Annotated in this window: 19 protein-coding genes; 2 read left to right on the plus strand and 17 right to left on the minus strand. The window is 62.2% G+C overall.

Annotated features, from left to right (window positions below; genetic code table 11):
• Nucleotides 1–13 precede the first annotated feature (13 nt).
• The 4 genes from ACELLULO517_RS00940 to ACELLULO517_RS00955 are packed head-to-tail and all read right to left on the minus strand — an operon-like array spanning nucleotide 14 to nucleotide 2,949.
• Nucleotides 14–469: a 23S rRNA (pseudouridine(1915)-N(3))-methyltransferase RlmH gene (locus ACELLULO517_RS00940; protein ID WP_227306041.1), complete on the minus strand. Its 456-nt coding sequence runs from the start codon at nucleotides 467–469 to the stop codon at nucleotides 14–16.
• 19 nt (nucleotides 470–488) lie between these two features.
• Complete coding sequence (rsfS, locus tag ACELLULO517_RS00945; protein ID WP_227304829.1) at nucleotides 489–1,025, minus strand: ribosome silencing factor; 537 nt, start codon at nucleotides 1,023–1,025, stop codon at nucleotides 489–491.
• Nucleotides 995–1,675, minus strand: a complete 681-nt coding sequence (locus ACELLULO517_RS00950; RefSeq protein ID WP_227304832.1) for a nicotinate-nucleotide adenylyltransferase — start codon at nucleotides 1,673–1,675, stop codon at nucleotides 995–997. The genes rsfS and ACELLULO517_RS00950 overlap by 31 nt, the downstream gene beginning before the upstream one ends.
• A gap of 11 nt (nucleotides 1,676–1,686) precedes the next feature.
• On the minus strand, nucleotides 1,687–2,949 hold the full coding sequence (locus tag ACELLULO517_RS00955; protein ID WP_227304835.1) for a glutamate-5-semialdehyde dehydrogenase: 1,263 nt from the start codon (nucleotides 2,947–2,949) through the stop codon (nucleotides 1,687–1,689).
• A gap of 546 nt (nucleotides 2,950–3,495) precedes the next feature.
• Between ACELLULO517_RS00955 and ACELLULO517_RS00960 the strand changes: the two genes are divergently transcribed.
• Complete coding sequence (locus ACELLULO517_RS00960; protein ID WP_227304838.1) at nucleotides 3,496–4,170, plus strand: septal ring lytic transglycosylase RlpA family protein; 675 nt, start codon at nucleotides 3,496–3,498, stop codon at nucleotides 4,168–4,170.
• 369 nt (nucleotides 4,171–4,539) lie between these two features.
• Entirely contained in the window at nucleotides 4,540–6,570 is a 2,031-nt protein-coding gene (gene tkt, locus ACELLULO517_RS00965; protein WP_227304841.1) for a transketolase, read from the plus strand.
• 121 nt (nucleotides 6,571–6,691) lie between these two features.
• On the opposite strand, the gene ACELLULO517_RS00970 is transcribed toward tkt, so the two are convergent.
• The 13 genes from ACELLULO517_RS00970 to murB form a co-directional block, all read right to left on the minus strand.
• A complete protein-coding gene (locus ACELLULO517_RS00970; RefSeq protein ID WP_227304844.1) occupies nucleotides 6,692–8,956 on the minus strand; it encodes a Hint domain-containing protein in 2,265 nt (754 codons plus the stop codon).
• 967 nt (nucleotides 8,957–9,923) lie between these two features.
• Nucleotides 9,924–10,151: a hypothetical protein gene (locus ACELLULO517_RS00975; protein WP_227304848.1), complete on the minus strand. Its 228-nt coding sequence runs from the start codon at nucleotides 10,149–10,151 to the stop codon at nucleotides 9,924–9,926.
• Between the two features lie 27 nt (nucleotides 10,152–10,178).
• Nucleotides 10,179–13,316 carry an efflux RND transporter permease subunit gene (locus ACELLULO517_RS00980; RefSeq protein WP_227304851.1) on the minus strand — a complete coding sequence of 1,046 codons (3,138 nt, stop codon included), beginning with the start codon at nucleotides 13,314–13,316 and terminating at the stop codon, nucleotides 10,179–10,181.
• Nucleotides 13,317–13,386: 70 nt separating this feature from the next.
• On the minus strand, nucleotides 13,387–14,574 hold the full coding sequence (locus tag ACELLULO517_RS00985; protein ID WP_227304854.1) for an efflux RND transporter periplasmic adaptor subunit: 1,188 nt from the start codon (nucleotides 14,572–14,574) through the stop codon (nucleotides 13,387–13,389).
• A gap of 234 nt (nucleotides 14,575–14,808) precedes the next feature.
• Entirely contained in the window at nucleotides 14,809–15,174 is a 366-nt protein-coding gene (locus ACELLULO517_RS00990) for a response regulator (RefSeq protein WP_227304857.1), read from the minus strand.
• A gap of 119 nt (nucleotides 15,175–15,293) precedes the next feature.
• A complete protein-coding gene (treZ, locus tag ACELLULO517_RS00995) occupies nucleotides 15,294–17,084 on the minus strand; it encodes a malto-oligosyltrehalose trehalohydrolase (RefSeq protein ID WP_227304860.1) in 1,791 nt (596 codons plus the stop codon).
• A complete protein-coding gene (gene glgX / locus ACELLULO517_RS01000) occupies nucleotides 17,081–19,201 on the minus strand; it encodes a glycogen debranching protein GlgX (protein ID WP_227304861.1) in 2,121 nt (706 codons plus the stop codon). The genes treZ and glgX overlap by 4 nt, the downstream gene beginning before the upstream one ends.
• Before the next feature lie 147 nt (nucleotides 19,202–19,348).
• A complete protein-coding gene (locus tag ACELLULO517_RS01005; protein WP_227306042.1) occupies nucleotides 19,349–20,497 on the minus strand; it encodes an MFS transporter in 1,149 nt (382 codons plus the stop codon).
• Between the two features lie 98 nt (nucleotides 20,498–20,595).
• Nucleotides 20,596–22,137 (minus strand): cell division protein FtsZ, encoded by a 1,542-nt coding sequence (ftsZ, locus tag ACELLULO517_RS01010; protein ID WP_227304863.1) that lies wholly within the window; start codon nucleotides 22,135–22,137, stop codon nucleotides 20,596–20,598.
• A gap of 100 nt (nucleotides 22,138–22,237) precedes the next feature.
• Entirely contained in the window at nucleotides 22,238–23,533 is a 1,296-nt protein-coding gene (gene ftsA / locus ACELLULO517_RS01015) for a cell division protein FtsA (RefSeq protein WP_406566220.1), read from the minus strand.
• Nucleotides 23,534–23,546: 13 nt separating this feature from the next.
• Nucleotides 23,547–24,494, minus strand: a complete 948-nt coding sequence (locus ACELLULO517_RS01020) for a cell division protein FtsQ/DivIB (protein ID WP_227304865.1) — start codon at nucleotides 24,492–24,494, stop codon at nucleotides 23,547–23,549.
• The gene (locus ACELLULO517_RS01025; RefSeq protein ID WP_227304867.1) at nucleotides 24,482–25,399 is read right to left on the minus strand and encodes a D-alanine--D-alanine ligase; all 918 of its coding nucleotides are present in this window, start codon (nucleotides 25,397–25,399) and stop codon (nucleotides 24,482–24,484) included. Before ACELLULO517_RS01025 ends, ACELLULO517_RS01020 begins: the two co-directional genes overlap by 13 nt.
• A complete protein-coding gene (gene murB, locus ACELLULO517_RS01030) occupies nucleotides 25,396–26,325 on the minus strand; it encodes a UDP-N-acetylmuramate dehydrogenase (protein WP_227304869.1) in 930 nt (309 codons plus the stop codon). Before murB ends, ACELLULO517_RS01025 begins: the two co-directional genes overlap by 4 nt.
• Nucleotide 26,326: the final 1 nt, after the last annotated feature.

The following is a 26,326-nucleotide window of genomic DNA, read 5'->3' on the forward strand; positions in this document are numbered from 1 at the left end:
CTCGCCGCTGGTATCACGGCCGTCCCTCCCGATGGTAGGGGTGGCCTGTCAGGATGCTATGGGCGCGAAACAGCTGCTCGGCGAGCATGACGCGGACCAGGAAATGCGGCCAGGTGAATTTACCCAGGGAAATCTTGGCGTCCGCCCGCGCGATGACGGCGGCGTCCAGCCCCTCCGTCCCGCCGATCAGAAAGCAGATCGGCCGACCGAGGCCCTGCCAGGCCTCCATCATGCGGGCGAGGCCGGGGCTGTCCGGTGTCGCGCCGTCCAGATCGAGCGCGATAACATAGGCTTGCGGCGGCAGGGCGGCGAGCAAAGCCTGCCCTTCCCGCCGCTTGATCTCCACCGGGGCGCCACGCCCCTCGGGCAGTTCAGTGAGGGCAAGCGCCGGGCGCAGGCGACCGGCATAACGGGCGAACAGCTCCGCTTCCGGCCCCTGGCGCAACCGCCCGATGGCGATGACGCGCATCATCGGCGGGGCAGCGCGATCAGCCCTCGCTCGGCTCGTCCAGGTCCGCGCCCCACATCTTTTCAAGGCCGTACAGCTCGCGGCTGTCAGGCTTGAACAGATGAACGACGATATCGCCGGCATCGATCAGCACCCAGTCGGACCCGTTCTCGCCTTCCAGCCGCACGCGGCCGAAGCCTTCCTCGCGCAGCTTGACCTGCAGATGGGTCGCCATGGCGCTGATCTGCCGATCGGCCAGCCCGCTCGCGATGATCATGCGGTCGGCGAAGCTTGCCTTTCCGGCCAGGTCGAGCGTCACGATATTCTCGCCCTTATCGTCATCCAGGCTGGTGACGATGAGGGCCTGCAGGCGATCGAGTTCGCTCGGCGTCGCGGCGGCCTTGCGGCTTTTCGCACGCGGACCGGAAATGACAGCCTTCTTACGCAAGGTTGCGGGGGCCGTTGTTGTTGTCCCTGCCGCGGCGGCTGCCTTGGGGGACGCGACGCGGCGGCGCGGGGCGGCCGGGTCGGTCGTCGGATTGCGGGCTATTGACCTTCTCCATGTATGGCGCTGCATGTCGCAGCATCGATTGTGGCAGCCTCATTGGCAGTGGCTGCCGACTTCGCCGCACGTAGCGCTGTTGCGGATAGCGCATTTTGGGCGGCAGGCAAGAAAATCCAGGCAGGGGTCTGGGCTGCGGCAAGGCGGGAGGCGGCGCGCGCCGGCAGGCGCGCATGGCGCAGGCGATGCGCTGCACGACCGGCCAGCGCTTCCATATTATGTTCCGGTCGCGGCAAGATCCCAAGCGCTGTCTGCGCCGCGATCCTCTGCCAGCGCTGCCAACGTGCGAGATCTTCCAGATTATCCGCGCCCATCAGCCAGACGAAGTCCACGCGGGGAAAAATCCGGTGCAGCTTGGCCAGCGTCGCCCAGGTGTAGCGGGAGCCCAGCTTTGCCTCGATCGCCGTCGCGACGATGCGACGTCCATCGGCAATCGCCTCGGCCGAGGCCAGCCGCTCCCCGAAGGGCGCCATGCCACGCGCCGGTTTTAGCGGATTGCCGGGGGAGACCATGAGCCAGACCTGATCGAGTGCGAAGCGCCGGCAGGCAAGCCTGGCGACATGCAGATGACCGTCATGGGCCGGATTGAAGGACCCACCCAAAAGACCGATGCGCATGCGCCGCTTGTCGCCATGCTTCGGTACGCCGTCCCGCTTGCCCCGCATCGGGAGCTGCGTCAGGGCCGCACCTGGCCCGATCCACGCACCTGATAGCGGAAAGTCGTCAGCTGCTCGACGCCGACAGGGCCGCGGGCATGAATGCGGCCCGTGGCGATGCCGATTTCGGCACCGAACCCGAATTCCCCGCCGTCACAGAACTGAGTGGAGGCATTCCACAGAACGACGGCGCTGGACGTACCGTTCAGGAATTGCTCGGCCGCTGCCGCATCTTCGGTAATGATCGCTTCCGTATGCTCGCTGCCGTGGCGGGCGATATGGGCCATCGCGTCCTCGACCCCGTCGACGACCGCGACGGACAGGATCTTGTCGAGCCATTCGGTGCTGAAATCGCCCTTGGCCGCCGGCGTCAGGTCCGGCAAAATTTCGCGCGCTCGCGCATCGGCCCGGAAGTCGCAGCCCAGCGCCTTCAGATCGGACAGGATCTCCGGCAGGAGGGAGGGTGCGATGGCCGCGTCGATCAGCAGCGTTTCGGTCGCGCCACAGACATCGGTGCGGCGCATCTTGGCGTTCTTCATGATCGTCCGCGCCATGGCCGTGTCGGCCGCCGCGTGGATATAGGTGTGGCAAAGCCCATCGGCATGGGACAGCACGGGAACGCGGGATTCCGCCTGCACGCGGGTGACAAGACCCTTGCCGCCACGCGGAATGATGAGATCGATCAGCCCGGCCGCCTTCAGCATGGCGGCAACGAAGGCACGATCCGTATTCGGCGCGATCTGCACGCAGGCTTCCGGCAGACCAGCCTCACGCAGCCCCTGAACGATCGCCGCGTGGATCGCCTGAGCGCTGTTGAAACTGTCCGAGCCGCCACGCAAAATCACGGCATTGCCGGAGGCTAGGCAAAGCCCGGCCGCATCGGCGCCGACATTCGGGCGGCTTTCATAGATCATGCCGATGATGCCGATTGGCGTCGAAATGCGCCGGAAGTCCAGGCCGTTCGGCCTTGTCCACTCCGTCTGAACCCGACCCAGCGGATCGGGCAGGTTCGCGATCTCCTCCAGCCCCACGGCCATGCCCTCGACCCGCTTCGCGTCCAGGCGCAAGCGGTCGCGGAGCGCCGGCGTGCCCTGATAACCCGCCAGATCGATCGCATTCGCGTCCAGAACGGCCGGCATGGCCGCGCGCAAGGCAGCCGCACCAGCCCGGAGCGCATGCTGACGGGCAGCATGACTGGACCGAGCCAGGATGCGGGTGGCTTCACGGGCGGCGAGGCCAGCGGAGCGGAGGTCGGCAGCGGCGGGATCGACGTCGATATTCATCAATGGGCCTGCAGAACAAAGCGGGGGCAATAAGCAAGATTAACACAATAAAACCCGAGACTTTCTGCCTTTCCACCGACTTACTGGCAATGGAGGCCTGCGCGCGGCAGCATCGCGCACCAAACGAATGTTAGTCGAATGGCAAAGATCCAGATCTGACACAAATGTGAGCGAATGTTGATTAATCAAATATCAATATGACCAAATCTGAACCAATCAAGGCGGAAATGTGGCGAGATGAACTAGCCTTTTGACAAGAACAACTTAGGCCGCCGATGCGCATTATTGATCGCGATATCGCATTTGATTCATCTAGTTTTGCTTGCATTACCCAGAAAATTCCGCATTATCGCAAATGTGACCGATAATTCTTCTCACATTCGGCCCCGCGATTCGTTTCATTCACAAGGCCTTAGCGGGACCTCCTTCGCAGCGACGTTAACCCGTCGCACAGGATTGATCCGAAAAGCAGCGCCGCTGAGCGATGCCGCCGGGTCTCAAGGGGAAGTGCGTCTTGCCGCTTCCCCCAAAAAGGAGAGACCTGGGATGAAGTCGCGCATTGCGCTCTCTATCGCCCCGATCTTGATGATCACCTTTGCCCACCAGGCTGCCCAGGCCGCGACGACGCACGAGAAACAGGTGCATCACGCCCGGACGGCCGCGACGACCCACCGCCATGGCAAATCTCGCGTCGCCATGACCGCAACGCGCCACAATCGCCATGTGACCGTGCATCACTTGGCCATGCGCCATGTCCACGGCCATCATGTCGAAGTGGCCCATGCCGTGACCGACAGCGATGGCTGGAGCCCCGCTCTCGCGGATATCTCCTACCCGTCCGGCAGCAAGCCGATCGGCGCTTCCGTCCATCTGACGAGCTTTACCGAGCCTGAAGATGCCAGCACCGCCTCCGCTTCGGGTGTCGAGACCGCTGCCATCCAGACCGGTGTCGCCTCCTATTACGGTGGCCGCCATAATGGGCGTCGCACCTCCAGCGGTCAGATTTTCAACGAGCATGCGATGACCGCGGCCCATGCCACCCTGCCCTTCGGCACCAAAGTTCTGGTCAAAGTGCCGGGAACGGATCGTTCGGTCATCGTGACGATCACCGACCGGCTGTTCTCCCACCATCGCATCATCGACCTGTCGGAAGGTGCCGCCGAGCAACTCGGCATCATGCGCGAAGGCCTCGCCATGGTGACACTGACACCGACGAACTGACCGATCCAGGCCATCGTCGTCGATAGGCGGCACCGGCTAACTCTCGGAAATAGAAGGCGCACGAGTTGAGGCTGGTCATAAGGCCAGCCTGCTCGTCTTCGCGCCTGCACAAAAATATGTGATCAGCGCAAATGTCGTTCCCGCTCTCCGCATGCGGTCTGCGGTGAAGCGAGACGGCAGGACGGCAATCGTGCTTATGTAGTGGCGGTTGTTCGGCATGGCCCGGTTTGGCAAGGGGAAATTCCCTGCCCTCCCCGGCCGCAGAAGCGTCCGTGAAGATTGCGCAAAAGCTGCCTCCCCGGTTTCAGCGCGGCACGAGCCATGCCATACCCATGCGTCGATGACCTCGCGAAGAAGGATATCATAGCCATGGCAGACGTTACCCCGGGCTCAGCGGTTAAAACCGTGCCGGCTCCGAAAGACCAGCACCTGCGCGACCTCGCGGATTGCATCCGCTTTCTCTCGATGGACGCGGTTCAGCTGGCGAAAAGCGGTCACCCCGGCGCGCCTATGGGCATGGCCGATATCGCTGTCGTCCTGTTCAAGGATTTCATGAAGTTCGATGCCGCCGAGCCGAAGTGGTTCGACCGCGACCGCTTCATCCTGTCGAACGGCCACGGCTCCATGCTCCTCTACAGCCTTCTGTACCTGCTCGGGTACAAGGATATGTCGATCGAGGATCTGAAGACCTTCCGCCAGGTCGGCTCCAAGACCGCCGGCCACCCGGAATACGGCCATGCCGCAGGCATTGAGACGACGACCGGCCCGCTCGGCCAGGGCGTCGCCAATTCCGTCGGCTTCTCCCTCGCCGAAGCAATCATGAGCGCCAAGTTCGGTAAAGACCTGGTGAACCACCATACCTATGTCTTCCTGGGCGACGGCTGCCTTCAGGAAGGCATCAGCCAGGAAGCGATCTCTCTGGCCGGCCATTACAAGCTCGGCAACCTGATCTGCTTCTGGGACCACAACTCCATCACCATCGACGGCGATACCAGCCTGTCGACCTCCGAAGACGTCATCGGCCGCTTCAAGGCCGAAGATTGGCATACGCTGGAAATCGACGGCCATGACACGGACGCCATCCGCGACGCCATCAAGGCCGCGCAGGCCGTGACCGACAAGCCGACGCTGATCGCCTGTAAGACGATCATCGGTTTCGGCTTCCCGACCAAGGCCGGCACCCACAAGGCGCATAGCGACGCCCCGGGCGAAGAAGAAATCGCCGGTGCCCGCAAGCTGCTGAGCTGGGATGCCCCGCCCTTCGTCATCCCCGAGAACCTGCTAACGGAATGGCGCGCCATCGGTGCCCGTGGCGCCGAAGCCCGCACCGCCTGGGAAGAGCGTTTCAAGTCCGCCCCGGCCGAGTTCCAGCGCCGCGTGAAGAATGAGCTGCCGGCCGATTGGCGCGATGCCATCGCTGCCGCCCGCAAGGAATTCATCGATAGCGGCAAGGAAATGGCCACCCGCTCCGCCAGCGGCGCCGTTCTGAACCATCTGTTCGACGCGATCCCCGAAATGCTTGGCGGTTCGGCCGATCTGACGCCGTCCAACAACACCAAAGCCAAGAACCAGACCGAGATCCATCCCGGCGCGTTCGACGGCTCCTATATGCATTACGGCATCCGCGAACACGGCATGGCGGCGGCGCTGAACGGTCTCGCGCTGCATGGCGGCCTGATCCCCTACGGCGGCACCTTCATGTGCTTCTCCGACTATTGCCGCCCGTCGATCCGCTTGGCGGCCCTGATGGAGATCCGTTCGATCTTCGTCATGACCCATGACAGCATCGGCCTCGGCGAAGACGGTCCGACCCATCAGCCGGTCGAGCATCTTGCTGCCATGCGCGCCATGCCGAATCTCGGCGTCTATCGTCCGGGCGACCCGGTCGAGACCGCCGAGTGTTGGGAAATGGTTCTGGAACAGCCGCATCGTCCGGCCTTCCTCGCCCTCTCCCGCCAGCCGATGCCGCTTCTGCGTAAGGAAGCCGGCACCGAGAACAAGTCCGCGAAGGGCGCCTATGTTCTGCTGGAAGCCGAAGGCGGTGAGCGTCAGGTGACGCTGTTCGCGACCGGTTCCGAGCTGCATATGGCCGTCGAAGCCCGCACGACGCTGCAGGCCGACGGCATCCCGACCGCCGTCGTCTCGATGCCGAGCCGCCTGCATTTCGAAATGCAGGACGCGGCCTACAAGAAGTCCGTCATCGGCACCAACAAGGCGCGCGTCGCGGTGGAAGCCGCCGTCGAGCTGGGTTGGGAACGCTATATCGGTGACTACGGCCGCTTCGTCGGCATGCACAGCTTCGGCGCCTCCGGCAAGATCGGCGACGTCTACAAGAAGTTCGGCATCACGGCCGATGCCGTGGTCGCCGCCGCGAAGGAAAGCCTGGCCGAAGTCGGCTAACTCTTTCTTTTTCCGGACAGTAAAAAAGGCCGGCGGGGGAAACCCTGCCGGCCTTTTCTTTTGGTCGCTCACGCGTCCGGTCTCTGACGACGAGGTCTTCGGCAGAGACCGGACGCGTGGCTCAGGCGGCGCGGCGCAGCGCGGCTGGCTTCTCCACGTAGCGGGAAACCGCGGCAAGAATGACCTCGACTGAGCGCGTGCCCGCCGTCACCGGAATAGCGGCGGAACCATTAGTCCAGCGCGCCGGCTGGCCCTTGATCATTTCGATCGTCCACCAACCGTCTCGCAGATTATCATCCTGCATATCGATGACGCGCAGCCCACCATCGGCATGATCGAACAACAGAATGCTCTCGACCATGACGCCAAGCTGGCGACGATCATCGAGCCAGGGCTGCACGTCCGCCGGGGTCGACGATTTCGACAGAATCCGGGCATCAATGGTTGCGGCGCCATCTCGCAGCGACAATGGCAGATTAAAAACGTAGCGATGCGCGACCCCATAGTCGAGCGCCTGCGCCGGACGAATAATCTGGCCGTTGATGGCCAAGTGCAGATCAGGCTCGAGATTGAACGCTACCTTCGGAAGCGTGAGGCCAAGGGCCTTGGCACGTTCCGCCAGACGATCCCAGATCGGCCGAACGATTGCGGTATCCACGACCAGCGGCGCAGCGGCATCAGCCCAGGATGCGTGATTTGCATTTTCGGTGAAATTCAAATCCAACTGCATCACACCGCCATTGGCGAACCGGCCGCGATTGCCGGTATCGAGATAGCTTTCCGCGGTGAGACCATTGGCGATCAGGATGCCGTGCCGTTCCAACTCGACATGAAAGTAGGTGTAGCGGTCGATCGTCTCGTCGCGGGCGACAGTGCCGCCGTTAAGCAACAGGCGCACGGGAATGAGAACGCCATCGACGAAGATGCTGTGTTCCGGCGTGATCAGCAGATCAGTATGCGGCACATTCTCGGCGAAGGCGCCTTTGGAAATGCGCACCAGACGTTGGGTCTCCGGGTTGCGCAGCTTGGTCAAATCGACAGTGCGATAACCGATCCACTTGACTGGCTTGGCGCCAGCCAGCGTCCGAACCATGTCGCCCGCAATCAGGCTTTCAATTGCAACCTCACCATCCGGGGTCGCGATCAGCGTGCCTTCGGCGAAGCAGACCTCGAAAGCCAACTCTCCGTTTTCGCTTGTCAGATCAAACCCGAACGTATTGACATTCGAAACGTCAATCTCATCGGTAACACCGTTGGACGTAACTTCCAGGATGCTGCCATTATAGTTGACTGTCACGTCATCGATTGTAGTTCCGCCGCTGCCGATAACTTCACTATCTGTGAAAGCGATGTTGGAGAAGACAATCTCGTCACCGGTTGCAATGCCCTGGATGAGATTGCTGGGGGAACCACTGACGACCACTGTCGCGCCACCAGTGGGTGCATTCAGATCGATTGTGCCGGTGCCGTCGGTGAGCAAGCTACCGTATAAATCAAGCGTGCCTCCGGACATGACGTTGGTCGTTCCGGTTAAGATACCACCGGAACTGACAACTTCCGTGCCGCCGGCAGAAATGATCGTGCTGCCCGCCGTGCCGCCCGAGGCGACCACCAGCGTTCCGCCTGCAAGATTCGTCCCGCTAACAACGCCGCCAGATGACACAACCTCATAGCCGCCAACATTGACGATCGTGTCGTTAGAGGAGCCACCGGACGATACTATCTCCGAACCGGAATCATTGATGGTAGCGCTGATGCTGCGTCCGCCACCCGCGACGCCCAGGCCACTGCCAAGCAGCAATGTGCCGCCACTATCGATAAGGCTATTCGAGGCAACCGCGGTCGACAAAATCCACTGGACCGAACCGTCATTGACGGTTGCATCGACATCTGTGCTGCCGTTGGCGACGTAGTCACCGCCATCCGCTGTCACTACGGTCCCTGAAGCATAGCCCGGCACGACCAGGTCGGAATTGGTATCGACGATTATATAGGCACCGCTGATATAGGCATCGTAGCTGAAACCAGCCTGGACGTACATGTCGCCGTTCGGTCCGATCGTGGCGCCAAAAGCGACCCCACCGATGGATACGAGTAGCTGGCCACTGTTGATCACAGTGTCAACGGCGAGCCCCCCAGCGCTGACTTTTACGATACCGCTACCGACAGCCGTGGTGCCTATGGCAACGCCACCGCTGGAGACCATTTCCCACCCGCCGCTCAAAAGGGCATCGACGGAAGAACCACCGCTGGAAATCAATTCCGTACCGCCAGCGTCGACGGTCGCGCTGACCGTGGTTCCTCCGGACAGTATGACCAGGAAATCTCCGGCAGGCACGGTAAGGCCAGAGCTGACTTCACCGTAAGTGATGGAAGTAGTCGTCATATGGGCCAGTTCTCCGGTTCAAAATGCGAATGGGTTTTGTCAGACGACCGCGTCACGCTGTACGGAGATTGACCTCCTTGCACAGTGAAAGAATTTCGTAACGGTTCCGCCGACCTGCGACAGACTGAGGTCTCGCACGCATGGCTTAGCTTACAATCAGCCATTACCTAGATAAATTTAATTATTGAAATGATGACAAAACAAAATACTGTTCCTGGAAACTTCTGCCTTATCAGATAAAAAATCGAAGTTGCAAAGACCTACGTATGTTGAAATTATTATTTTGATAATCAAACAAATGGTTATTTCTGACAAAGCTATGCGATAATTTCTCTGTCAAGACTCATATAAGTCTTGTTTTTGTTAATTCTGTATTTAAATTTCATTACGATATAACAATTATATAATAATTATTATGATTTATTATTTATTGCTTTTTAACAAGCATCTTTACGAGCCCGAGGAAATACAGTGTGAAAATCCCTCTCTGAGGAGAGCCCTTGTCCAAAAACGTTTCACTAATGCTTTACCGAAAAAAAGTTAACTGCCTGCATTGTGCCGACAACATGACTCTCTCGGAGATTTCGGGCTAGAGCAGATCCCGGTCAGATGGAATTATCTGGCCGGGTGAAGATGCTCGCGAAAACAATGATCTAGAGCGGCGCCTGTGAGCATAGGCGAACAGGAAACGCTCTAGGCAGAGCCAACCCTTAACAACACATGCCAACAGGGCGATGGGTCGCGATTACGATACTTCACTAACAAAATGCGATTCGCCGTTCACGGCAGACATCATTCCCGGGCAGGTAATTTTTGCGCGCGATGACCAAGCAATTCATGAAAAGTTTCGCAAAGAAAGTTTCTGGACGAAATTTTTCAAATTAAGAAAATGCGATCTTTCGTAATTTATAACCTCGCTCCTGCGCAGAAGTAAGACATCTCGACCGGCGCAGCCTCACTCCCTTACCTACCGATTCAGATGCTCATGCAGCGCCTTGAGAAATCCCCAGACGACGCTGAAGACAAGAACGGGAACGCTCCACAGGACAAACAGAAAGAAGAAGGCCGAAAGCGCCCATACGGGAAGGGGGTCCAGCGTCGGCTCATAGCCCAGTCGCCGCTTCACGATGAAGCCGAAGAGAGCGCAGATGGCGAGCGTCCAAACCAATAGCAGCGCTTTCTTCGCTAATGCCATGGACGCGCCGCCCCGCCGTCATTCCGCTTATTGCCTGGCCTCTGTGCTGGCTGGCGCCATCTTCTCGGCCAGGCGTGGCAGGCGCCGCTGCTTCTTGGGCGAGAGCCAATGGGACAGCTGGTCGAGATAGAGGTAAATGACCGGCGTGGTGTAGAGCGTCAGCACCTGGCTGAGCAGCAGGCCGCCGACCATGGCAAAGCCCAGCGGCTTGCGCAGTTCGGACCCCGCCCCGCTTTCAATCATCAGCGGCGCACCGCTGAGGATCGCCGCCATCGTCGTCATCAGAATGGGCCGGAAGCGCAGAAGACAGGCCTGGCGGATCGCCTCCAAGGGTGACATGCCCTGCTGGCGCTCAGCGTGGATCGCAAAATCCACCATCATGATGCCGTTCTTCTTCACGATGCCGATGAGCAGAATGATGCCGATGAGCGCGATGACCGTCAGCTGATAGCCGAAGAGCATCAGCATCAGCAGCGCGCCGACGCCGGCTGAGGGCAAGGTGGAGAGAATGGTCAGAGGCAGAATATAGCTCTCATACAGAATGCCGAGGATGATGTAGACGGCGATGAGCGCCGCCGCGACCAGGATGGGCTCGGAACTGAGCGACGCCTGGAATGCCTGGGCCGTGCCTTGGAAATTGCCCTGCACCGTGTCCGGCACGCCGATCTGGCTTTTCATTTTCGCCACGTCGGTCACGACATTGCCCAGCGAGGCATTGCCCTTGAGATTGAAGGAGATCGTGACCGAGGGGAACTGGCTTTGATGGTTGACGGCCAGCGGCTGCACCGGCGCTGTCGTCTCCGTCACGAAGGTCGAGAGCGGCACCACGGCACCGCTGGTTGATTTCACATAAAGCTTGCCCAGCGTGCTGAGCTTGCCAAACTCATTCGGTTTAGCCTCCAGAATGATGTAATAGGCTTTGTTGCCCGTGAAATACTGCGCCACTTCGCGCTGGCCGAAGGCATCGTACAGAATGGCGTCGATGGCAGCCGGCTGAATGCCGAAGCGTGCCGCGCGCGCGCGATCGATCACCATCGAGACGGTGGTGCCGCCATTCTCCTGGTCGGAGGTCACATCCTGCAGCATTGGCAGCTTCTTCATCGCCGCCAGGACCTTCGGCGCCCATTCATTGAGTTCCGTCGAACTCGAATCCTGGATCGTATACTGGTATTGCGTCTTCGACAGCCGCGCACCGACGCTGACATCCTGCGCCGGCTGCATGAACAGGCGAATGCCGGTCAAGGAGGCCGTCGATTTATTGATCTGGTTGATGACCTGCGTGACGTTGAACTTCCGCTTATCCCAGGGCTTCAACGAAATATACATGCGGCCGTCATTGGCGGCCTGGCCGCCGACGCCGGAGCCCACGGTCGCCGTGACCGCCTGTACGGACGGGTTTTTCAAGACAACCGCGTTCAACTGCTGCTGAAGACGGGAAATCTGCTGGAAGGACGCATCCTGCGCCACTTCCGAGATACCGATGATCGTCCCGGTATCCTGGGTCGGAAAGAAGCCTTTGGGAATGATGATGTAAAGGAAGACCGTCAGCGACACCGTGGCGATCCAGATCATCAAAGTGATGAAGCGGAAGCGCAGCGCGAGATCCAAGGTGCGGCTATAGAAGCTCACCATTCCGTCGAAAATACGCTCGATGAAATTATAGAGCCGCCCGTGCTTCTTCGTCTCAGGCCGCAGGAAGCGCGAGGCCATCATCGGCGTCAGCGTCAGCGAGACGATGGCCGAGATCACGATGGTGATGGAGACGGTGATCGCGAATTCGCGGAACAGCCGGCCGACGATACCGCCCATGAGCAGCAACGGGATGAAGACGGCGATGAGCGACAGGCTGATGGAGACGATGGTGAAGCCGATTTCGCCGGCGCCCTTCAGCGCCGCCTCGAATGGACCCATCCCCTCTTCCATATGCCGGACGATGTTTTCCAGCATGACGATGGCATCATCGACCACGAAACCGACCGCGATGGTCAGCGCCATGAGCGAGAGATTGTCGAGGCTGAAACCAGCGATATACATCACAGCCAAGGTGCCAACGAGCGCCACGGGGATGGTAATGCTGGGGATGATGGTCGCCCAGACATTGCGCAGGAAGACGAAGATCACCATCACCACAAGGCAGATGGCGAGCATGAGCGTGAACTCGACATCACTGACCGAGGCGCGAATGGTCAGCGTGCGGTCGGACACCACATCCAAATGCACATTGGGCGGGAAATAAGCTTCCAGCCGCGGCAGCTTGGCCTTGATGCCATCCGCGGTTGATATGACATTCGCGCTCGGCAGCTTGAAGATCAGCAGGGTGACAGCGCGTTTATTGTTCACCCAGGCGGCAAGCTCGCGGTTCTGCGGCCCGGACACGGCGCGCCCGATATCGCTGATATGGATCGCCGCGCCATTCTTGTAGCCGATGATGAGGTCGTTATAGGGCTCGGCCGTCGTCATCTGGTCGTTATTGTAGATGGTGAAGGAGCGGTTGGGGCCGTCGATGCTGCCCTTAGGGTCGTCCACCGTCGCGTCCGCCAGAACGCTGCGCACATCCTCCATCGTCATGCCCATGGCGGCCAGTCGCGCCGGATCGACCTGCACACGGATCGCCGGCGTCTGCTGGCCGCCGACCAGCACCTGGCCCACGCCTGGAAGCTGGGAGAGCTGCTGTTCGACGATATTCTCAGCGTAGTTATCGACCTCGGTGATCGGCGCCTGATCCGAATGCATCGCCAGGATCATGATCGGGCTGTCGGAAGGGTTGATGGCGCGGAAGGTCGGCGGGCTTGGCATATCGGCAGGCAGGGACCCCTGCGCCGCGTTCATCGCTTCCAGCAGCAGCGTCTCGGCATTGCCGAGATTGGTGCTGAGATCGAACTGCAGCGTGATCTGGGTACTGCCATAGGTGCTGGTCGAGGTCATCTGCGACAGGCCGGGCAGCATCTGCCCGAATTCCGTTTCCAGCGGCGTCGCGACGGTCGATGCCATGGTGGCGGCGCTGGCGCCCGGATAGGTGGCGCTGACTGTCAGCGTCGGGAAGGTCACATTCGGCAGCGGCGCCACCGGCAGCAGCGGATAGGCGGCGAGACCGACCAGAAAAATGGCCGCCGCCACCAGCGATGTCGCAATCGGGCGACGGATGAAGGGCGTTGAAATACTCATGGAGACTTAAAACCCCCGGCAGGCGTGCGGCGCGCGTGAACCAGACAATCGAAACGACCGATCCATCGGCTCATCCTGGCGCACCGCCGTCATCCGTCGCGCCGGAGGCCTCGATTTTGGCGGCATCGACCGTCTTGCCCTGGACCTTGATGCCGGGAGAGAGACGCGACTGGCCGGAGACGACGATGTCATCGCCGGCCGCGACACCCTTCCCGATCACGCTCATCCCGCTATCCTGATAGGAGACCGTGACCGGCGTCTGCGCGACGGATGTATCGGGTTTGACCAGGAAGACGAACAGCCCGTCGGGCCCGTGCTGTACGGCGATGGAAGGGATCGTCACCGCATTCTGCAGCATTTTCACCTGCAGCCGCGTATTGACGAACTGGCCAGGCCAAAGATGATCGTCATCATTGGCGAAGCGCGCCTTGAGCGAAATCGTGCCCGTCGTCATGGAAATCGTATTGTCCGGTGTCAGCAGCGTGCCGGTGGCAATCGCGGCGCCGGAATCCTTATCCGTCACCAGCACCGCCAGCGGGCCCTTGGCCCTTGCATCCTGCACCTGCGGCAACTGGTCCTCAGGCAGGGTAAAGACCACGGCGATGGGCTTGTCCTGGGTCACCGTCAGGATCGGGCTGGTGCCATTGGCTTGAATGAGATTGCCGACATCGATTTGATAGAGACCGACACGTCCGTCGAAGGGCGCATGGATGGTCGCATAGCCGAGGTTGATCTTGGCCGTCTCGATCATGGCGTTATCCGCCTGGATAATCGCCTGATCCTTGCCGACGACGGCGCGCTGATCGTCGACCTGCTGAACCGGGGCATAGCTGCTAGTGGCGAGCTTGGCATAGCGCGCCAGATCCAGCTGCGCGCTTTGGAGCGAGGCCAGATCCTCGGCCCGCTGAGCCAAGGCCTGATCCAGTGTTGCCTGATAGGCTGACGGGTCGATGCGGGCGAGAATATCGCCCTTCTTGACTTCCTGGCCTTCCTTGGCCGGCAGGTCGATCAGGACGCCGCCGACCTGCGCTTTGATCGAGACCGTATTATAGGCCTGCACATTGCCCAGGCCATCGAAATAGACCGGCACGTTCTGCGCCACTGCCTTGGTCACCGTCACCGGAACGGGGGCTGCTGCCGGGGCCGCCGCCTGAGCCGAGGACATCAGCCCCCCCGTCAGGGTAAGCGGTAAGGTGAGCGTCAGGGCCATGCCGAGAGCGGTCAGACATCCATCGTAGCCGCGGATCATCCCGTTCATCTGTCCCCACCTCTTCATCCAACTGAGCGCCCTGCTAAGGGATAGTTGGAGGCTGCGCGAGAGCTTGGCGCTTGGTATCTCAGCTTCGTGAGAGGTTGTTTCAATCCGTCACAGAACGAGACCTTCCGCAGTCCTGCGTTCGCATCCTGTCTCATCCGGGATTTCGATAAATGTCCGGCTGGCAACCAAGTGTTTCGTTATTTTAGCGTTTCGTCTTGGCGAAAGCCGCCCAACTCACGCTTGGTGTAGCGCCTCGTGCAGCATCGCCAAAAGATGGCGGGGCAGATAGGGCTTTCCAAGGAAACGATAGCCAAGTTCCGGGTCCCAGGTGCGGGCGATCACATCCGGCCGCCCGGAAGCGATGATCACCGGCAACTGCGGGTAATGGATGCGCGCATGGGCCGCGACCTCCGCGCCGTCAGCCTCGCCCGGCATATGAAAATCTGTCACCAGGGCCTCGATCGCCCGATCATGATGGTCGATCAGGGCCAAAGCCTCATCGCCGGTCGCGACCTGAATAACCTCGAATCCGTCATCCGCCAGGCTCTCAGCCATGATTTCGCGGATCAGCGCCTCGTCTTCGACCAGCAAGATAGCCACATGCATCCCCATCTCGGGCAGTTACAAACTGTATATCTGCCCGGTGCTGCGCCTTTTCACTGGTCCTTCGCCATACAAGATCGCGTGGCTGCCCGGCCGGTCCTTTCAACGCAGGTCGATCAGGGAGAAAACATCCAGCGGACAGACCATGCCGGGAGATTTTCTTTCTGCGCAGCCGCGCCTTCCTGCCATAACGGCTGGGAATCGACCGCGAAATCACCCGAAACGGTTTCCGATGACAGATTGGCGAGCAGCGTCAGAGCACCGCCGCCATCGACCGTCCAAACCACTTCGACCGCCCTCTGGCCCCGCATGCGCGCCCGACCGCCTTGCCTGATCCCGTGCAGAAGCGGCAGCAGCCTCTCCCGCCGCACGGCTAGAATGCGCCGATACCAATCCTGCACCGTGGGATCGACCTTGTCCCACTGCAGCTTCGATGCCAGGAACGTCGCCTCGGCCAAGGGGTCCGGGATCTTCTCGCGCGTCTCAGGGTCGCTGAAGGCGGGGAAGCGAGCGAATTCCTCGCGTCGTCCATCCCTGACCTTCTCTGCTAGCTCCCCTTCGAAATCGGCAAAGAACAGAAAGGGCGAGGTCGCACCCAATTCCTCACCCATGAACAGCATCGGCACCTGCGGCAGCAGCAGATAAACGGCCGAAACGGCCCGCACCGCCTCGGCACTCGCGATCTGCGACAGACGCTCGCCCATGGCGCGATTGCCGATCTGGTCATGGTTCTGGGCAAAGGCGACGAAAGCCGAGGGCGGCAGATGGGCGGAGGGCTCTCCCCTCGGCTTGCCGCTATACGCCATGGCTTCGCCCTGGAAAGCGAAACCTTCCGCCAGGGCGCGGCCGAGTAATTCCGGTTGCTGCGCGTAGGGCGCGTAATAGGCGACGTCCTCACCCGTGGCTGCGACATGCAGCACGTGATGGACATCGTCGTTCCATTGGGCCGAGTAATCGCGCGGCTGGCCGTTTGACGTCCGCTCCAGATAGCGCGCGCGGTTGTCCTCATTCTCCAGGACAAGATGCAAGGGCCGGTCCTGGACCTGGGCGCGCAGCGTCTCCGCCAGTTCCAGCAACAGGTGGCGGGGACTGTCATCCTGAATGGCATGGACGGCGTCGAAGCGCAGCCCGTCGAGATGAAATTCCTTTATCCAATACAGCGCGTTGTGGATGAAGAAGTCGCGCACCGGGCGGCTGTCCGCGCCATCGACATTGATGCCCGCGCCCCAGGGGCTTTTGTGACGCTCGGTAAAGAATTGCGGCGCGTAGACGGGCAAGTAATTCCCATCCGGTCCGAAGTGATTATAGACGACGTCCAGCATAACGCTGAGCCCACGCGCATGGGCGGCGTCCACCAGGGCCTTGAAGTCTTCCGGCCTTCCGTAGCTGCTGTCCGGTGCAAACGGCAGCACGCCGTCATATCCCCAGTTCCGCTGCCCCGGAAAATCCGCGACCGGCATGATCTCGATCACTGTCACGCCAAGATCGGCCAGATGGTCCAGCCTGGCGATGGCCGCACGGAAACTACCTTCGGGCGTAAACGTGCCGATATGGAGTTCGTAGATCACGGCTTCCGCCCAATCCCGGCCGCGCCAGCTCCCGTCCTGCCAGTCATAGGCCTCAGGATCGATCACCTCGCTTGGACCATGGACATCCTGCGGCTGAAAGCGGGAGGCCGGGTCCGGCACGCGGAGCCCGTCTTTCACCACATAGTGGTAAACCGAGCCGGCCTTGGCATTTGGGACCAGCTTTTCGTGCCACCCGTCCTCACCCGCTGTCATCGGCAAGGGCTCACCCCCGTCCAACGCGATGGAGACCTCAGCCTCGCCAGGTGCCCAGAACCGGAACAGGACACCATCGCCTTGCAGACTTGCCCCGAAGGGCAAGTCATGGACCCGCGTCGTCATGCGGCATCGACCTCACTATTGGGATGGCCGAATGCAAGCACGGAACGGCCGGTGACGGTATAGATATCGCCCGTTTTGGAGATTGCTTCCTCGGCATCCGGCCGGTTGGTATCGATGATCAGCGTCCATTCATCGCCGCCGGCACATTCCGGCAGGGTGAAGTTCACGCCCTCGGCCGCCGCGTTGAAGACCAGCAGAATGGTCGCGTCGCCACCGCGCTTGCGAATGCCGCTGGGTTGCGCCCGGCCGTCGATCAACATGCCGAAGCAGCGCATGCCCTCATCCTTCCACTGGCTGTCCTTCATCTCGGCGCCAGAGGCATTGATCCAGGTGACGTCCTTGACGCCCAGTTCCTCATTATACTCGCCGCTAAGGAAGCGGTTACGGCGCAGAATGGCATAGTTATGCCGCAGCGATGTCAGCTTCTGCACGAAGGCGATGAGGGAATGGCCCTTCTCCTCGATCTTCCAGTTCAGCCAGCTGATCTCACTGTCCTGGCAATAGGCGTTGTTATTGCCCTGCTGCGTGCGGCCGAATTCGTCACCGGCCAGCAGCATCGGCGTGCCCTGTGCCAGCAGGAGCGTCGTCAACATATTGCGGATCTGGCGCGCACGAAGATCGTTGATTTCCTCGTCGTCCGTCGGTCCTTCGGCACCGCAATTCCATGACCGATTGTCGGAACTGCCGTCCCGACCGTCCTCGCCATTCGCGTCATTATGCTTGTCGTTATAGGTGACGATATCGTTGAGCGTGAAACCGTCATGCGCCGTGATGAAATTGACCGAGGCGAAGGGACGGCGCCCGTCACGGTTGAAGATGTCGCCCGAGGCACAAAGCCGTGGCACGATGGCGGCGGCAGAGGCCTCACCCTTCCAGAAGTCCCTGGAAATGTCGCGGAACTTATCGTTCCATTCCGCCCAGCCCGGCGGAAAGCCGCCAACCTGATAGCCGCCCGGCCCGCAATCCCAGGGCTCAGCGATCAATTTGACGCTCTGCAGAAGCGGGTCCTGGCCACAGGCCTTTAGAAATCCGCTCTGCTCGTCGAAGCCATGCGGCTCGCGCGCCAGGATGGTGCCGAGGTCGAAGCGGAAACCATCCACATGCGTCTCCCCCGCCCAATAGCGCAGGCTATCCGTCACCAGTTGGATGACGCGCGGATGGCTGAGATTGACCGTGTTCCCGGTGCCGGTATCGTTGATATAGTAGCGTTTCTTGTCGGGCAGCAGACGGTAGTAGCTGGCATTGTCGATGCCCTTGAAGGACAAAGTCGGCCCCAGCTCATTGCCTTCGGCGGTATGGTTGTAGACGACGTCAAGAATGACTTCGAGACCGGCATCGTGCAGCCGCGCCACCATCTCCTTGAACTCGCGCAGCGACTGCTCGCGCTCCGACGCATAGCGCGGATCGGGAGCGAAGAATCCGATCGTGTTATAGCCCCAGTAATTGGTGAGGCCCTTTTCCAGCAACTGGCTGTCATTGATGAAGCTATGGATGGGCAGCAACTCGACCGAGGTCACGCCCAGGCTGCGGATGTAATCCGTCACCGATTTGTGGCCGAGCCCGGCATAGGTGCCGCGCTGCTTTTCCGGCACCATCGGATGCTGCTTGGTGAAACCCTTCACATGGGTTTCGTACAGGATCGTATGATCCCACGGCACGGGATGCCGGTTCGGCTCACCCTTCCAATCGAAACCCGGATCGACGACGACGCATTTCGGCATGAAGGGCGCGCTGTCGCGCTCATCATAGGTTGTGTCGTCTCCGCTTTCCATCTGATAGCCGAAAATCGCCGGGTTCCATGTCAGATCGCCGGTATGGGCGCGGGCATAGGGGTCCAGCAGCAGCTTGTTCGGATTGAAGCGATGCCCCTCTTCCGGCGCATAGGGACCATGGACGCGATAGCCATACACTTGGCCGGGCCCAATGCCGCCGATCCGGCCATGGAAGATCTGGTCGGTATATTCGGGCAGCTCGATCCGCTGGATTTCCTCACTACCGTCTTCATTGAAAAGACAGACCTCGACCTTGGTCGCATGGGCCGAAAAGAGCGCGAAATTGACACCCTCGCCGTCCCAGGTCGCACCACGCGGATGCGGCAAGCCTTCACGTACAGGCAAGTTTAAACTCTCGACCAAGGGGGGGGCTCCATCCGGCGGTGCAATGACAGGCCCTAGATGGGATGAACGCAGTCGAAGCCAAGGAGCAATGGCGGCCTAAGCCGAAGGTTCATGAGGCGGCAGCCCGCACCTTTGCGTCATCGCAGCCTAGGCTTGCACGGCCCGCCGCGCCGCACCGAAGACCGAGAGGGTCAGCACTCCCACGATCACCAGCGCGGTGCCGAGCGAGGTGGCACCCGCGACGAAGCCGATAATGCCGGGACCACAGAGCATGCCGGCATAGCCGACCGCACTGATGACAGGGATGGAGATGCTGGCCGGCACGCCTGGCACGCGCGCCGCGGCACTGAACAGCAGCGGCACGATATTGGAGGCCCCGACACCGACCAGCGCGAAGCCCAGCACGGCCGCCGGCCCCGGTAGAAACACCACCGCACACCAGCCGGCCGTCGCGATCAATGCGCTGACGCGCAGCAGCGGCACCGTGCCGAAACGCCGCGTCAGCCTGTCCCCGGACAGACGCCCGCAGGCCATGGTGACGGAAAACGCCGCATAGCCCAACCCACCATAAGCGGCGGGAAGACCCTTGCCGTGCAGGAAGAGCGCGCTCCAATCCAGCGCCGCGCCCTCACCCAAAAAGCCCACGAAACACAACACCCCGACCAGCACGACCAAGGGATGGAAGGCCCGTCTGGTACGCGGCTCGTCCAACCGCCGCTCCGCCGGCGGCGACTCCACGCCCGGCAGCAGGCTCGGCACACGCCAGAGCGCGACGAGCAGCACGACCGCTGCCGTCAACACCGCACCGATGCTGACCGCGAGGCCTGCGCCAAGAAGAATGGTCAGGCCGAGCGAGCCGATCAGACCGCCGACACTGAACATGCCATGGAAGCCTGACATCATCGGCCTTGCGCTGAGTCGCTCCACCTCCACGGCCTGCGTGTTCATGGCGGCGTCGAAGGTGCCGATGCTGAAGCCGAAGACGATCAGCGCCGCGGCGAGAAGAACCGGGCTGGCTAACCAGCCGAGCAGCGGCAGAGTGATAGTGAGGAGCAAGGCGCCGGCGAAAAGCACGCGGCGCGAACCGTAGCGTCCAAGCCCCCAGGATATGAGCGGCATGACGGCGACGGCACCGACGCCCAGTCCGATCAGGACAAGACCGAAGGTCGCCGTGCCAAGACCCGTCCGCGCCTTGGCGTAGGGTACCATCGGCGCCCAGGCAGCGTTGGCGAAACCCGCCAGCACAAAGAAAAGCCGCGTGGAAATCCGCGCGGCTGCGAGCTGCGATCCTGTCACCTGACCCAAGCGGGTTTCCTTTGAACTGTCCCGCGGCGCATGACGGAGCCCGAAAAGAAAAGACCCGTCACCTTAGCCGTGGCGACGGGCCCCTATGATTAGGACTGCTGGCGGCGCAGGAAGGCCGGGATTTCCAGGCCACCCATCTCATCGGCCGCTGCCTGGCGAGCCGGGCGTGCGGCCGGCGCATCCGGACGCGGCTCGGCTGCGGCCGTCGGTTCCGCCCGCTCAACCGGTGCCGAAGCGGCAGCCGCCGGAGCGGACGAACGCTTGCCGATCGCACCCGTCACCCGATTGAACAGGCTGGTGCCGACGGAAGGCGCCGGAGCAGCCGGCTCGCTCTGGCGTGACACCGGCTCCGCGAAAAGGCTGCGGGTGCTCGCCGGACGCTGCGGCAGACCGGCCGGCGAACGCAGCGCCGGAGCGGACGACGGCAGCGGTGCCGCGGGCGCCAGATTCGGCGTCATCGGCGTCGCCTGCTGCGCCGGGCTCCACTGCGGCGCGGCCGGCGCGAAGGTCGGCGTAAAGCCGACCGAGGCCTGCATGCCGGTGGTGCCGGTCGCGGCCAGCGGCATTTCGGCAACCGCCGGGGCGGCTGCGACCTGCGCCGGCTGAGCGATACGATCGTTGCTGGTCGCAAGTTCCAGCTTCGGACGGTATTCGATGGCGGCGGAGTCTATGCCGGTCGCGACGACGCTGACGCGGATGCGGCCGTTCAGCGTGGAATCGATCGCCGAGCCGAAGATGATGTTCGCTTCCTCGTCCACTTCCTCACGGATGCGGTTGGCGGCCTGATCGACCTCGAACAGCGTCATATCGTCGCCGCCGGTGATGTTGATCAGCAGGCCGCGAGCGCCGGCCATATTGGTGTCTTCCAGCAGCGGGTTGCTGATCGCCGCTTCCGCCGCACGGACCGAACGGCCCTCACCTTCGGCCTCGCCCGTCCCCATCATCGCCTTGCCCATTTCGGACATGACGGTGCGGATATCGGCGAAATCGAGGTTCACGAGGCCCGGCACGACCATGAGGTCGGTAACGCCGCGCACGCCCATGTAGAGGACGTTATCGGCCATCTGGAAGGCTTCTTTCCAGCTGGTATGCTCATTGGCGATCCGGAACAGATTCTGGTTCGGGATGATGATGAGCGTATCGACATATTGCTGCAGCTCGGCGATGCCGGCCTCGGCCGAACGGGCGCGCTTGATGCCTTCGAAGGAGAAGGGCTTCGTGACGACGCCGACGGTCAGAATGTCATGCTTGCGGGCAAGCCGCGCGATGACCGGCGCGGCACCCGTGCCGGTGCCGCCGCCCATGCCGGCGGTGATGAAGACCATGTGAACGCCTTCGAGGTGACGTTCCAGATCCGCTTCCGCTTCTTCAGCCGAGAGACGGCCCACTTCCGGCTTGCCGCCCGCGCCATTGCCCTGGGTGATGGTCGGCCCAAGCTGGATGCGGCGGTCGGCGCGGCTACGCATAAGCTGCTGCGCATCGGTATTGGCGACGATGAATTCCACGCCCGGCAGGTTGAGCGCGATCATGTTGTCGACGGCATTGGTGCCGCCGCCGCCCACGCCGATGACGCAGATCTTCGGCGTGAAATCGGAGTGGGTCTGCTGCGGAACGGTGAGGTTCAGCGTCATGGGCGGTCTCCTTGGAAAAACTTGCCCGGCAGATATTGTCCGTCCGGCGCTACATGAAATGAAAGGGACGCGGTGAAAGGAAGGCAGCTGTGCGGCGGCATCAGACACGCTCCTTAAGGAAAGAGATCAGACGTCTGAGCGGTCCGCCCACACGCTTCGTTTCAAGGTCGATGTCCTGCATCGACCGACCTTCGCCCGAAGCCCAGGCGAGCAAGCCCGCACCGGTGGCGAATGCAGGGCCGGAGGCAGCGTCCGGCAGGCCCCGCAATCCGACGGGACGGCCAAGACGCACCTGCTTGCCCAGGATATGGGCCGCAAGCTCACGGGCACCCGCAAGCTGGCAAGCCCCACCGGTCAGCACGACGCGTGCTCCGGCGACGCGGGACAGGCCGGAATTCTCCAGCCGGTCCTTCACGATCTCAAAAATCTCTTCCAGGCGCGGACGGATGATGCTGACCACCATGCTGCGCGGCACCTTGGCGATCTGATGCTCTTCCTCGCCCACCAGTGGCACGGGCAGCATCTCCCGCTCGTCGTCCGGACTCGCCTGGCAACTGCCGTACAGCGTCTTCAATCGTTCGGCATGGGCGACCGGCGTGGAAAGCAGCCGCGCTATGTCATTCGTCACATGGCTGCCGCCGACCAGCGTGCTGGCGGTATGCAGAAGCTGCCCTTCCGCGAAGACAGCGAAGCTCGTCGCGCCGCCCCCCATGTCGATGACGGTCGTGCCAAGCTCGCGCTCATCCTCGACCAATGTCGCCAGACCGGCAGCGAAGGGCGCGGAGACGAGTTCCGCAATCTCCAGATCGCAGCGGTTGAGGCAGGTATGGAGATTGCGCAGCGCCGAGGAGACCGCGTCGATCACATGCAGCCGCGCCGTCAGCGTCTCGCAGTGCAGGCCGCGCGGGTCTTCGACGCGCATGGTCTCATCCACCGAGAATGACAGCGGCAGGACATGGATGGTGTCACGGCCTTCGGATTCCGCACGATGGCGGCCTTCCAGCACGACGTGGCGGATCTCGTCCTCCCCCACCACACGACCGCCGACCGGCCATTGCACATTGAACAGACGGCTTTCCGGCTGGCCGCAGCCGAGATTGACGGTGACGGAGCGCAGCCGCGTGTCGGCCATATCCTCGGCCTGCCCCACGGCCGCCCGGATCGCGCGCTCAGCCTCATCCAGATCGGTGATGGCGCCATGACGGATACCCCGTCCCTTCTGCCAGCCGAAGCCCAGGATACGGCGGGTGCCGTCAGGTTCCGCCCTGCCGATCATGCAGGTGATCTTGGTGGACCCGATATCGAGCGCGCCGAATATCCCCGTGCGCAACACGCGGGAACGCGGCGGCAGATCGGTCGATACCGGCGGCAGAGAGCGGCGTGCCATGTCGTTCACGGACCTCACTCCCTCAAGGATGCTTGTTGGTGGTGCCGGCATCATTGCCGGACTTGGATGCATCCTTGCCCGACGCGCCGGTATCGGGCGCGGGTTCGGGGCGAACGACAACACGGTCGGCCAGTCGCAGGTCGACGACCTTCACCGGACGATCAAGCAACTGCATGCGGGTCTGCAAGGCCTGCAAGCGGCCGAGCGCCGCATCCTGATCCTCACCCGGCAGCATGACGGTCGCGCCGGATTTGAGAACGAGATTCCAGCGCTCCTGCCCCACACGCACCGCACCGACCATGCGCGAGCGGATATCGGGATAAGGCTTCATCTCATCGAACAGCTCGGTCGTCGCTTCCGGCGCACCGGGACCCACGACCAGCGGCAAGTCCAACTCCTGCGAGGCACGGCCGACATCCTGCTCGCCCATCGTCTCGCCATTACGGTCGATCAGACGGAACTGTCCGTGATCCTGCCAGACGGCGAAGGGCGCGCGCTCAATCAGCCGCACGACCAGCGTGTCCGGCAGCCGACGCTCCACCACCGCATCGGCGACCCAGCCGAGCGAGAGCAGACGGCCCCGCGCGTCGTTGAGCGAGAAGCCCAGCATCGGTTGGCCGATCATCACACCAAGGGCGTGGCGCAGAAGCGGCTCGGGCGTATTCTCCCGCCCATCGATGATGATGTTGCGGACATTGAGCCCCATGACGGAGCCGATACCGCCAAGGACCGTCCGCACGCCACTGACGGAGCCACCTTGATCCGTACCGCGCAAGACCATGCTGGCCACAAAGATGATGATGATGATACCGCCAGCGCCGATCGCCGGGCGCATCATGCGGCGCGCGCGGCGCATCAGCATGTCGCGCTGGCTCGGCCGGTCGACCACGCTCGCGCTCGCCATCATGCGCGCATGGGCGACGCGCGCCTGATCCTCGACGATGGGGGGGCGTTTCGCTACGCGCGGCATTGAGCCGCCTCCACCATCCAGGCGCAGAGCGCGGGAAAGCTGATCCCCTGATGCGCGGCCTGTTCCGGCAGCAGCGATGTCGGCGTCAGGCCGGGCTGCGTATTCACTTCCAGCAGCACGAGACGGCCGGGCGTGCCCGCCGTGTCGTCATAACGGAAGTCGGAGCGCGAGGCCCCGGCACAGCCCAGCGCCAGATGCGCACGCAAAGCGACGTCCATCGCCTGTTCGGTAATCTCGGCCGGTACCTGGGCCGGGATGACATGGGATGAGCCGCCTTCGGCGTATTTCGATTCGTAGTCGTAGAAGGCGTGGCTCGCCTTGATCTCGGTCACCGCCAGGGCGCGGTCGCCCATGACCGCAACCGTCAATTCACGACCCGGGATGAACTCCTCGACCATGGCGGTCTTGCCGAAGCTCCAGCCGCGCGCGATCTCCGCGCGCCGGTTGTCACCCTGCTGCAGGATATAGACGCCGACGGAGGAACCTTCGCGCTGCGGCTTGACGACATAGGGACGCTGCATCGGATCGGCTTCCGCCAGATCCTCGATATCGACGACTTTGTGGTACGCAACCGGCAAGCCGGCCGCCGCGAACAGCGCCTTGGCGGCGATCTTGTCCATGGCTATGGCCGAAGGCCTTACGCCGGAATGGGTATAGGGGATGCCGAGCCAGTCGAGCACGCCCTGAATGGCACCGTCCTCACCGAAGCGGCCATGTAGCGCATTGAAGACCGCGTCCGGCTTGGGGTCGAGCGCCGTCAGAACGGCACGCAGGTCGGTGCCGACTTCGACCGGCACGACGTCGTATCCGGCCTCGCGCAAAGCCATGATGACCTGCTGCCCGGAGACGAGGCTGACCTCACGCTCGGTGGAGATACCGCCAAAAAGAACCGCGACGCGCTTCATGCCACCACCTCTGTCCGCGGCAGGGCCTGCCCGATACGCTTGATTTCCCAGACGAGGCTGACGCCGGTCGCGTCCATCACCCGGCGTCGCACTTCCTCACCCAAACCTTCCAGATCAGCCGCCGTGGCGCCGCCGGTATTGAGCAGGAAATTGCAGTGCAACTCGGCGACCTGCGCGCCGCCACGGGTCAGACCCCGGCAGCCGGCTGCGTCGATCAACTCCCAGGCCTTCTGGCCGGGCGGATTGGCGAAGGTGGAGCCGCCGGTGCGCGCGCGCACGGGCTGCGTTTTGGTGCGGGAGTCGCGAATCTCGGCCATGCGTGCCGCGATCAGATGCGGGTCGCCAAGCGTCGCGCGCAGACGCGCACGCGTCACGATGGCGCCGGGCGGCAGTTGCGAATGACGGTAGGAGAGATGCAGATCCTCGGCCACCAGGCGCATTTCCTCGCCCTGGCGGGTGACGATTTCGACCCAATCGAGGCAGGCCTTGATATCGCTGCCATAGGCGCCGGCATTCATGGCAACCGCGCCGCCGATGCTGCCCGGAATGCCGGAGAGAAATTCGAGACCAGCGAGACCGGCGGCCGCCGCATGTTCGCTGACCGTCGCATCAAGCGCCGCCGCACCGCAGACGATGCCGTCGCCTTCGACCGCGACGGTCGAGAAACCGCGCGTGAGACGAATGACCACGCCTTTGATACCGCCGTCACGGATGATGAGGTTGGAGGCGGCACCGATCACGGTCAGCGGCACGTCTTCGGACAGGGCCGCCAGGAACTGCGCCAGATCGCCGGCATCGGCCGGTTTCACCAGATACTCGGCCGGGCCGCCGACGCGAAACCAGGTCAGCGCGCCAAGCATCGCCTGCGCTTCGACCCGCCCCTGCAAAGGGGGGAGCGCCAGACCTTCGGTTTCGATGGCGTTCATG

This window comes from Acidisoma cellulosilyticum, assembly GCF_020621385.1.
GTDB lineage: Bacteria > Pseudomonadota > Alphaproteobacteria > Acetobacterales > Acetobacteraceae > Acidisoma > Acidisoma cellulosilyticum.

What these genes read in the sequence shown, in the direction of transcription:
- ftsZ (WP_227304863.1), bottom strand. Translation starts at nt 22,137, where the DNA reads ATGACGCTGAACCTCACCGTTCCGCAGCAGACCCACTCCGATTTCACG.
- ACELLULO517_RS01025 (WP_227304867.1), bottom strand. Translation starts at nt 25,399, where the DNA reads ATGAAGCGCGTCGCGGTTCTTTTTGGCGGTATCTCCACCGAGCGTGAG.
- ACELLULO517_RS00940 (WP_227306041.1), bottom strand. Translation starts at nt 469, where the DNA reads ATGCGCGTCATCGCCATCGGGCGGTTGCGCCAGGGGCCGGAAGCGGAG.
- ACELLULO517_RS00960 (WP_227304838.1), top strand. Translation starts at nt 3,496, where the DNA reads ATGAAGTCGCGCATTGCGCTCTCTATCGCCCCGATCTTGATGATCACC.
- ACELLULO517_RS00975 (WP_227304848.1), bottom strand. Translation starts at nt 10,151, where the DNA reads ATGGCATTAGCGAAGAAAGCGCTGCTATTGGTTTGGACGCTCGCCATC.
- ACELLULO517_RS00970 (WP_227304844.1), bottom strand. Translation starts at nt 8,956, where the DNA reads ATGACGACTACTTCCATCACTTACGGTGAAGTCAGCTCTGGCCTTACC.
- ACELLULO517_RS00955 (WP_227304835.1), bottom strand. Translation starts at nt 2,949, where the DNA reads ATGAATATCGACGTCGATCCCGCCGCTGCCGACCTCCGCTCCGCTGGC.
- murB (WP_227304869.1), bottom strand. Translation starts at nt 26,325, where the DNA reads ATGAACGCCATCGAAACCGAAGGTCTGGCGCTCCCCCCTTTGCAGGGG.
- treZ (WP_227304860.1), bottom strand. Translation starts at nt 17,084, where the DNA reads ATGACGACGCGGGTCCATGACTTGCCCTTCGGGGCAAGTCTGCAAGGC.
- ACELLULO517_RS00950 (WP_227304832.1), bottom strand. Translation starts at nt 1,675, where the DNA reads ATGCGGGGCAAGCGGGACGGCGTACCGAAGCATGGCGACAAGCGGCGC.
- tkt (WP_227304841.1), top strand. Translation starts at nt 4,540, where the DNA reads ATGGCAGACGTTACCCCGGGCTCAGCGGTTAAAACCGTGCCGGCTCCG.
- ACELLULO517_RS00985 (WP_227304854.1), bottom strand. Translation starts at nt 14,574, where the DNA reads ATGAACGGGATGATCCGCGGCTACGATGGATGTCTGACCGCTCTCGGC.
- ACELLULO517_RS01020 (WP_227304865.1), bottom strand. Translation starts at nt 24,494, where the DNA reads ATGCCGCGCGTAGCGAAACGCCCCCCCATCGTCGAGGATCAGGCGCGC.
- ACELLULO517_RS00980 (WP_227304851.1), bottom strand. Translation starts at nt 13,316, where the DNA reads ATGAGTATTTCAACGCCCTTCATCCGTCGCCCGATTGCGACATCGCTG.
- rsfS (WP_227304829.1), bottom strand. Translation starts at nt 1,025, where the DNA reads ATGCAGCGCCATACATGGAGAAGGTCAATAGCCCGCAATCCGACGACC.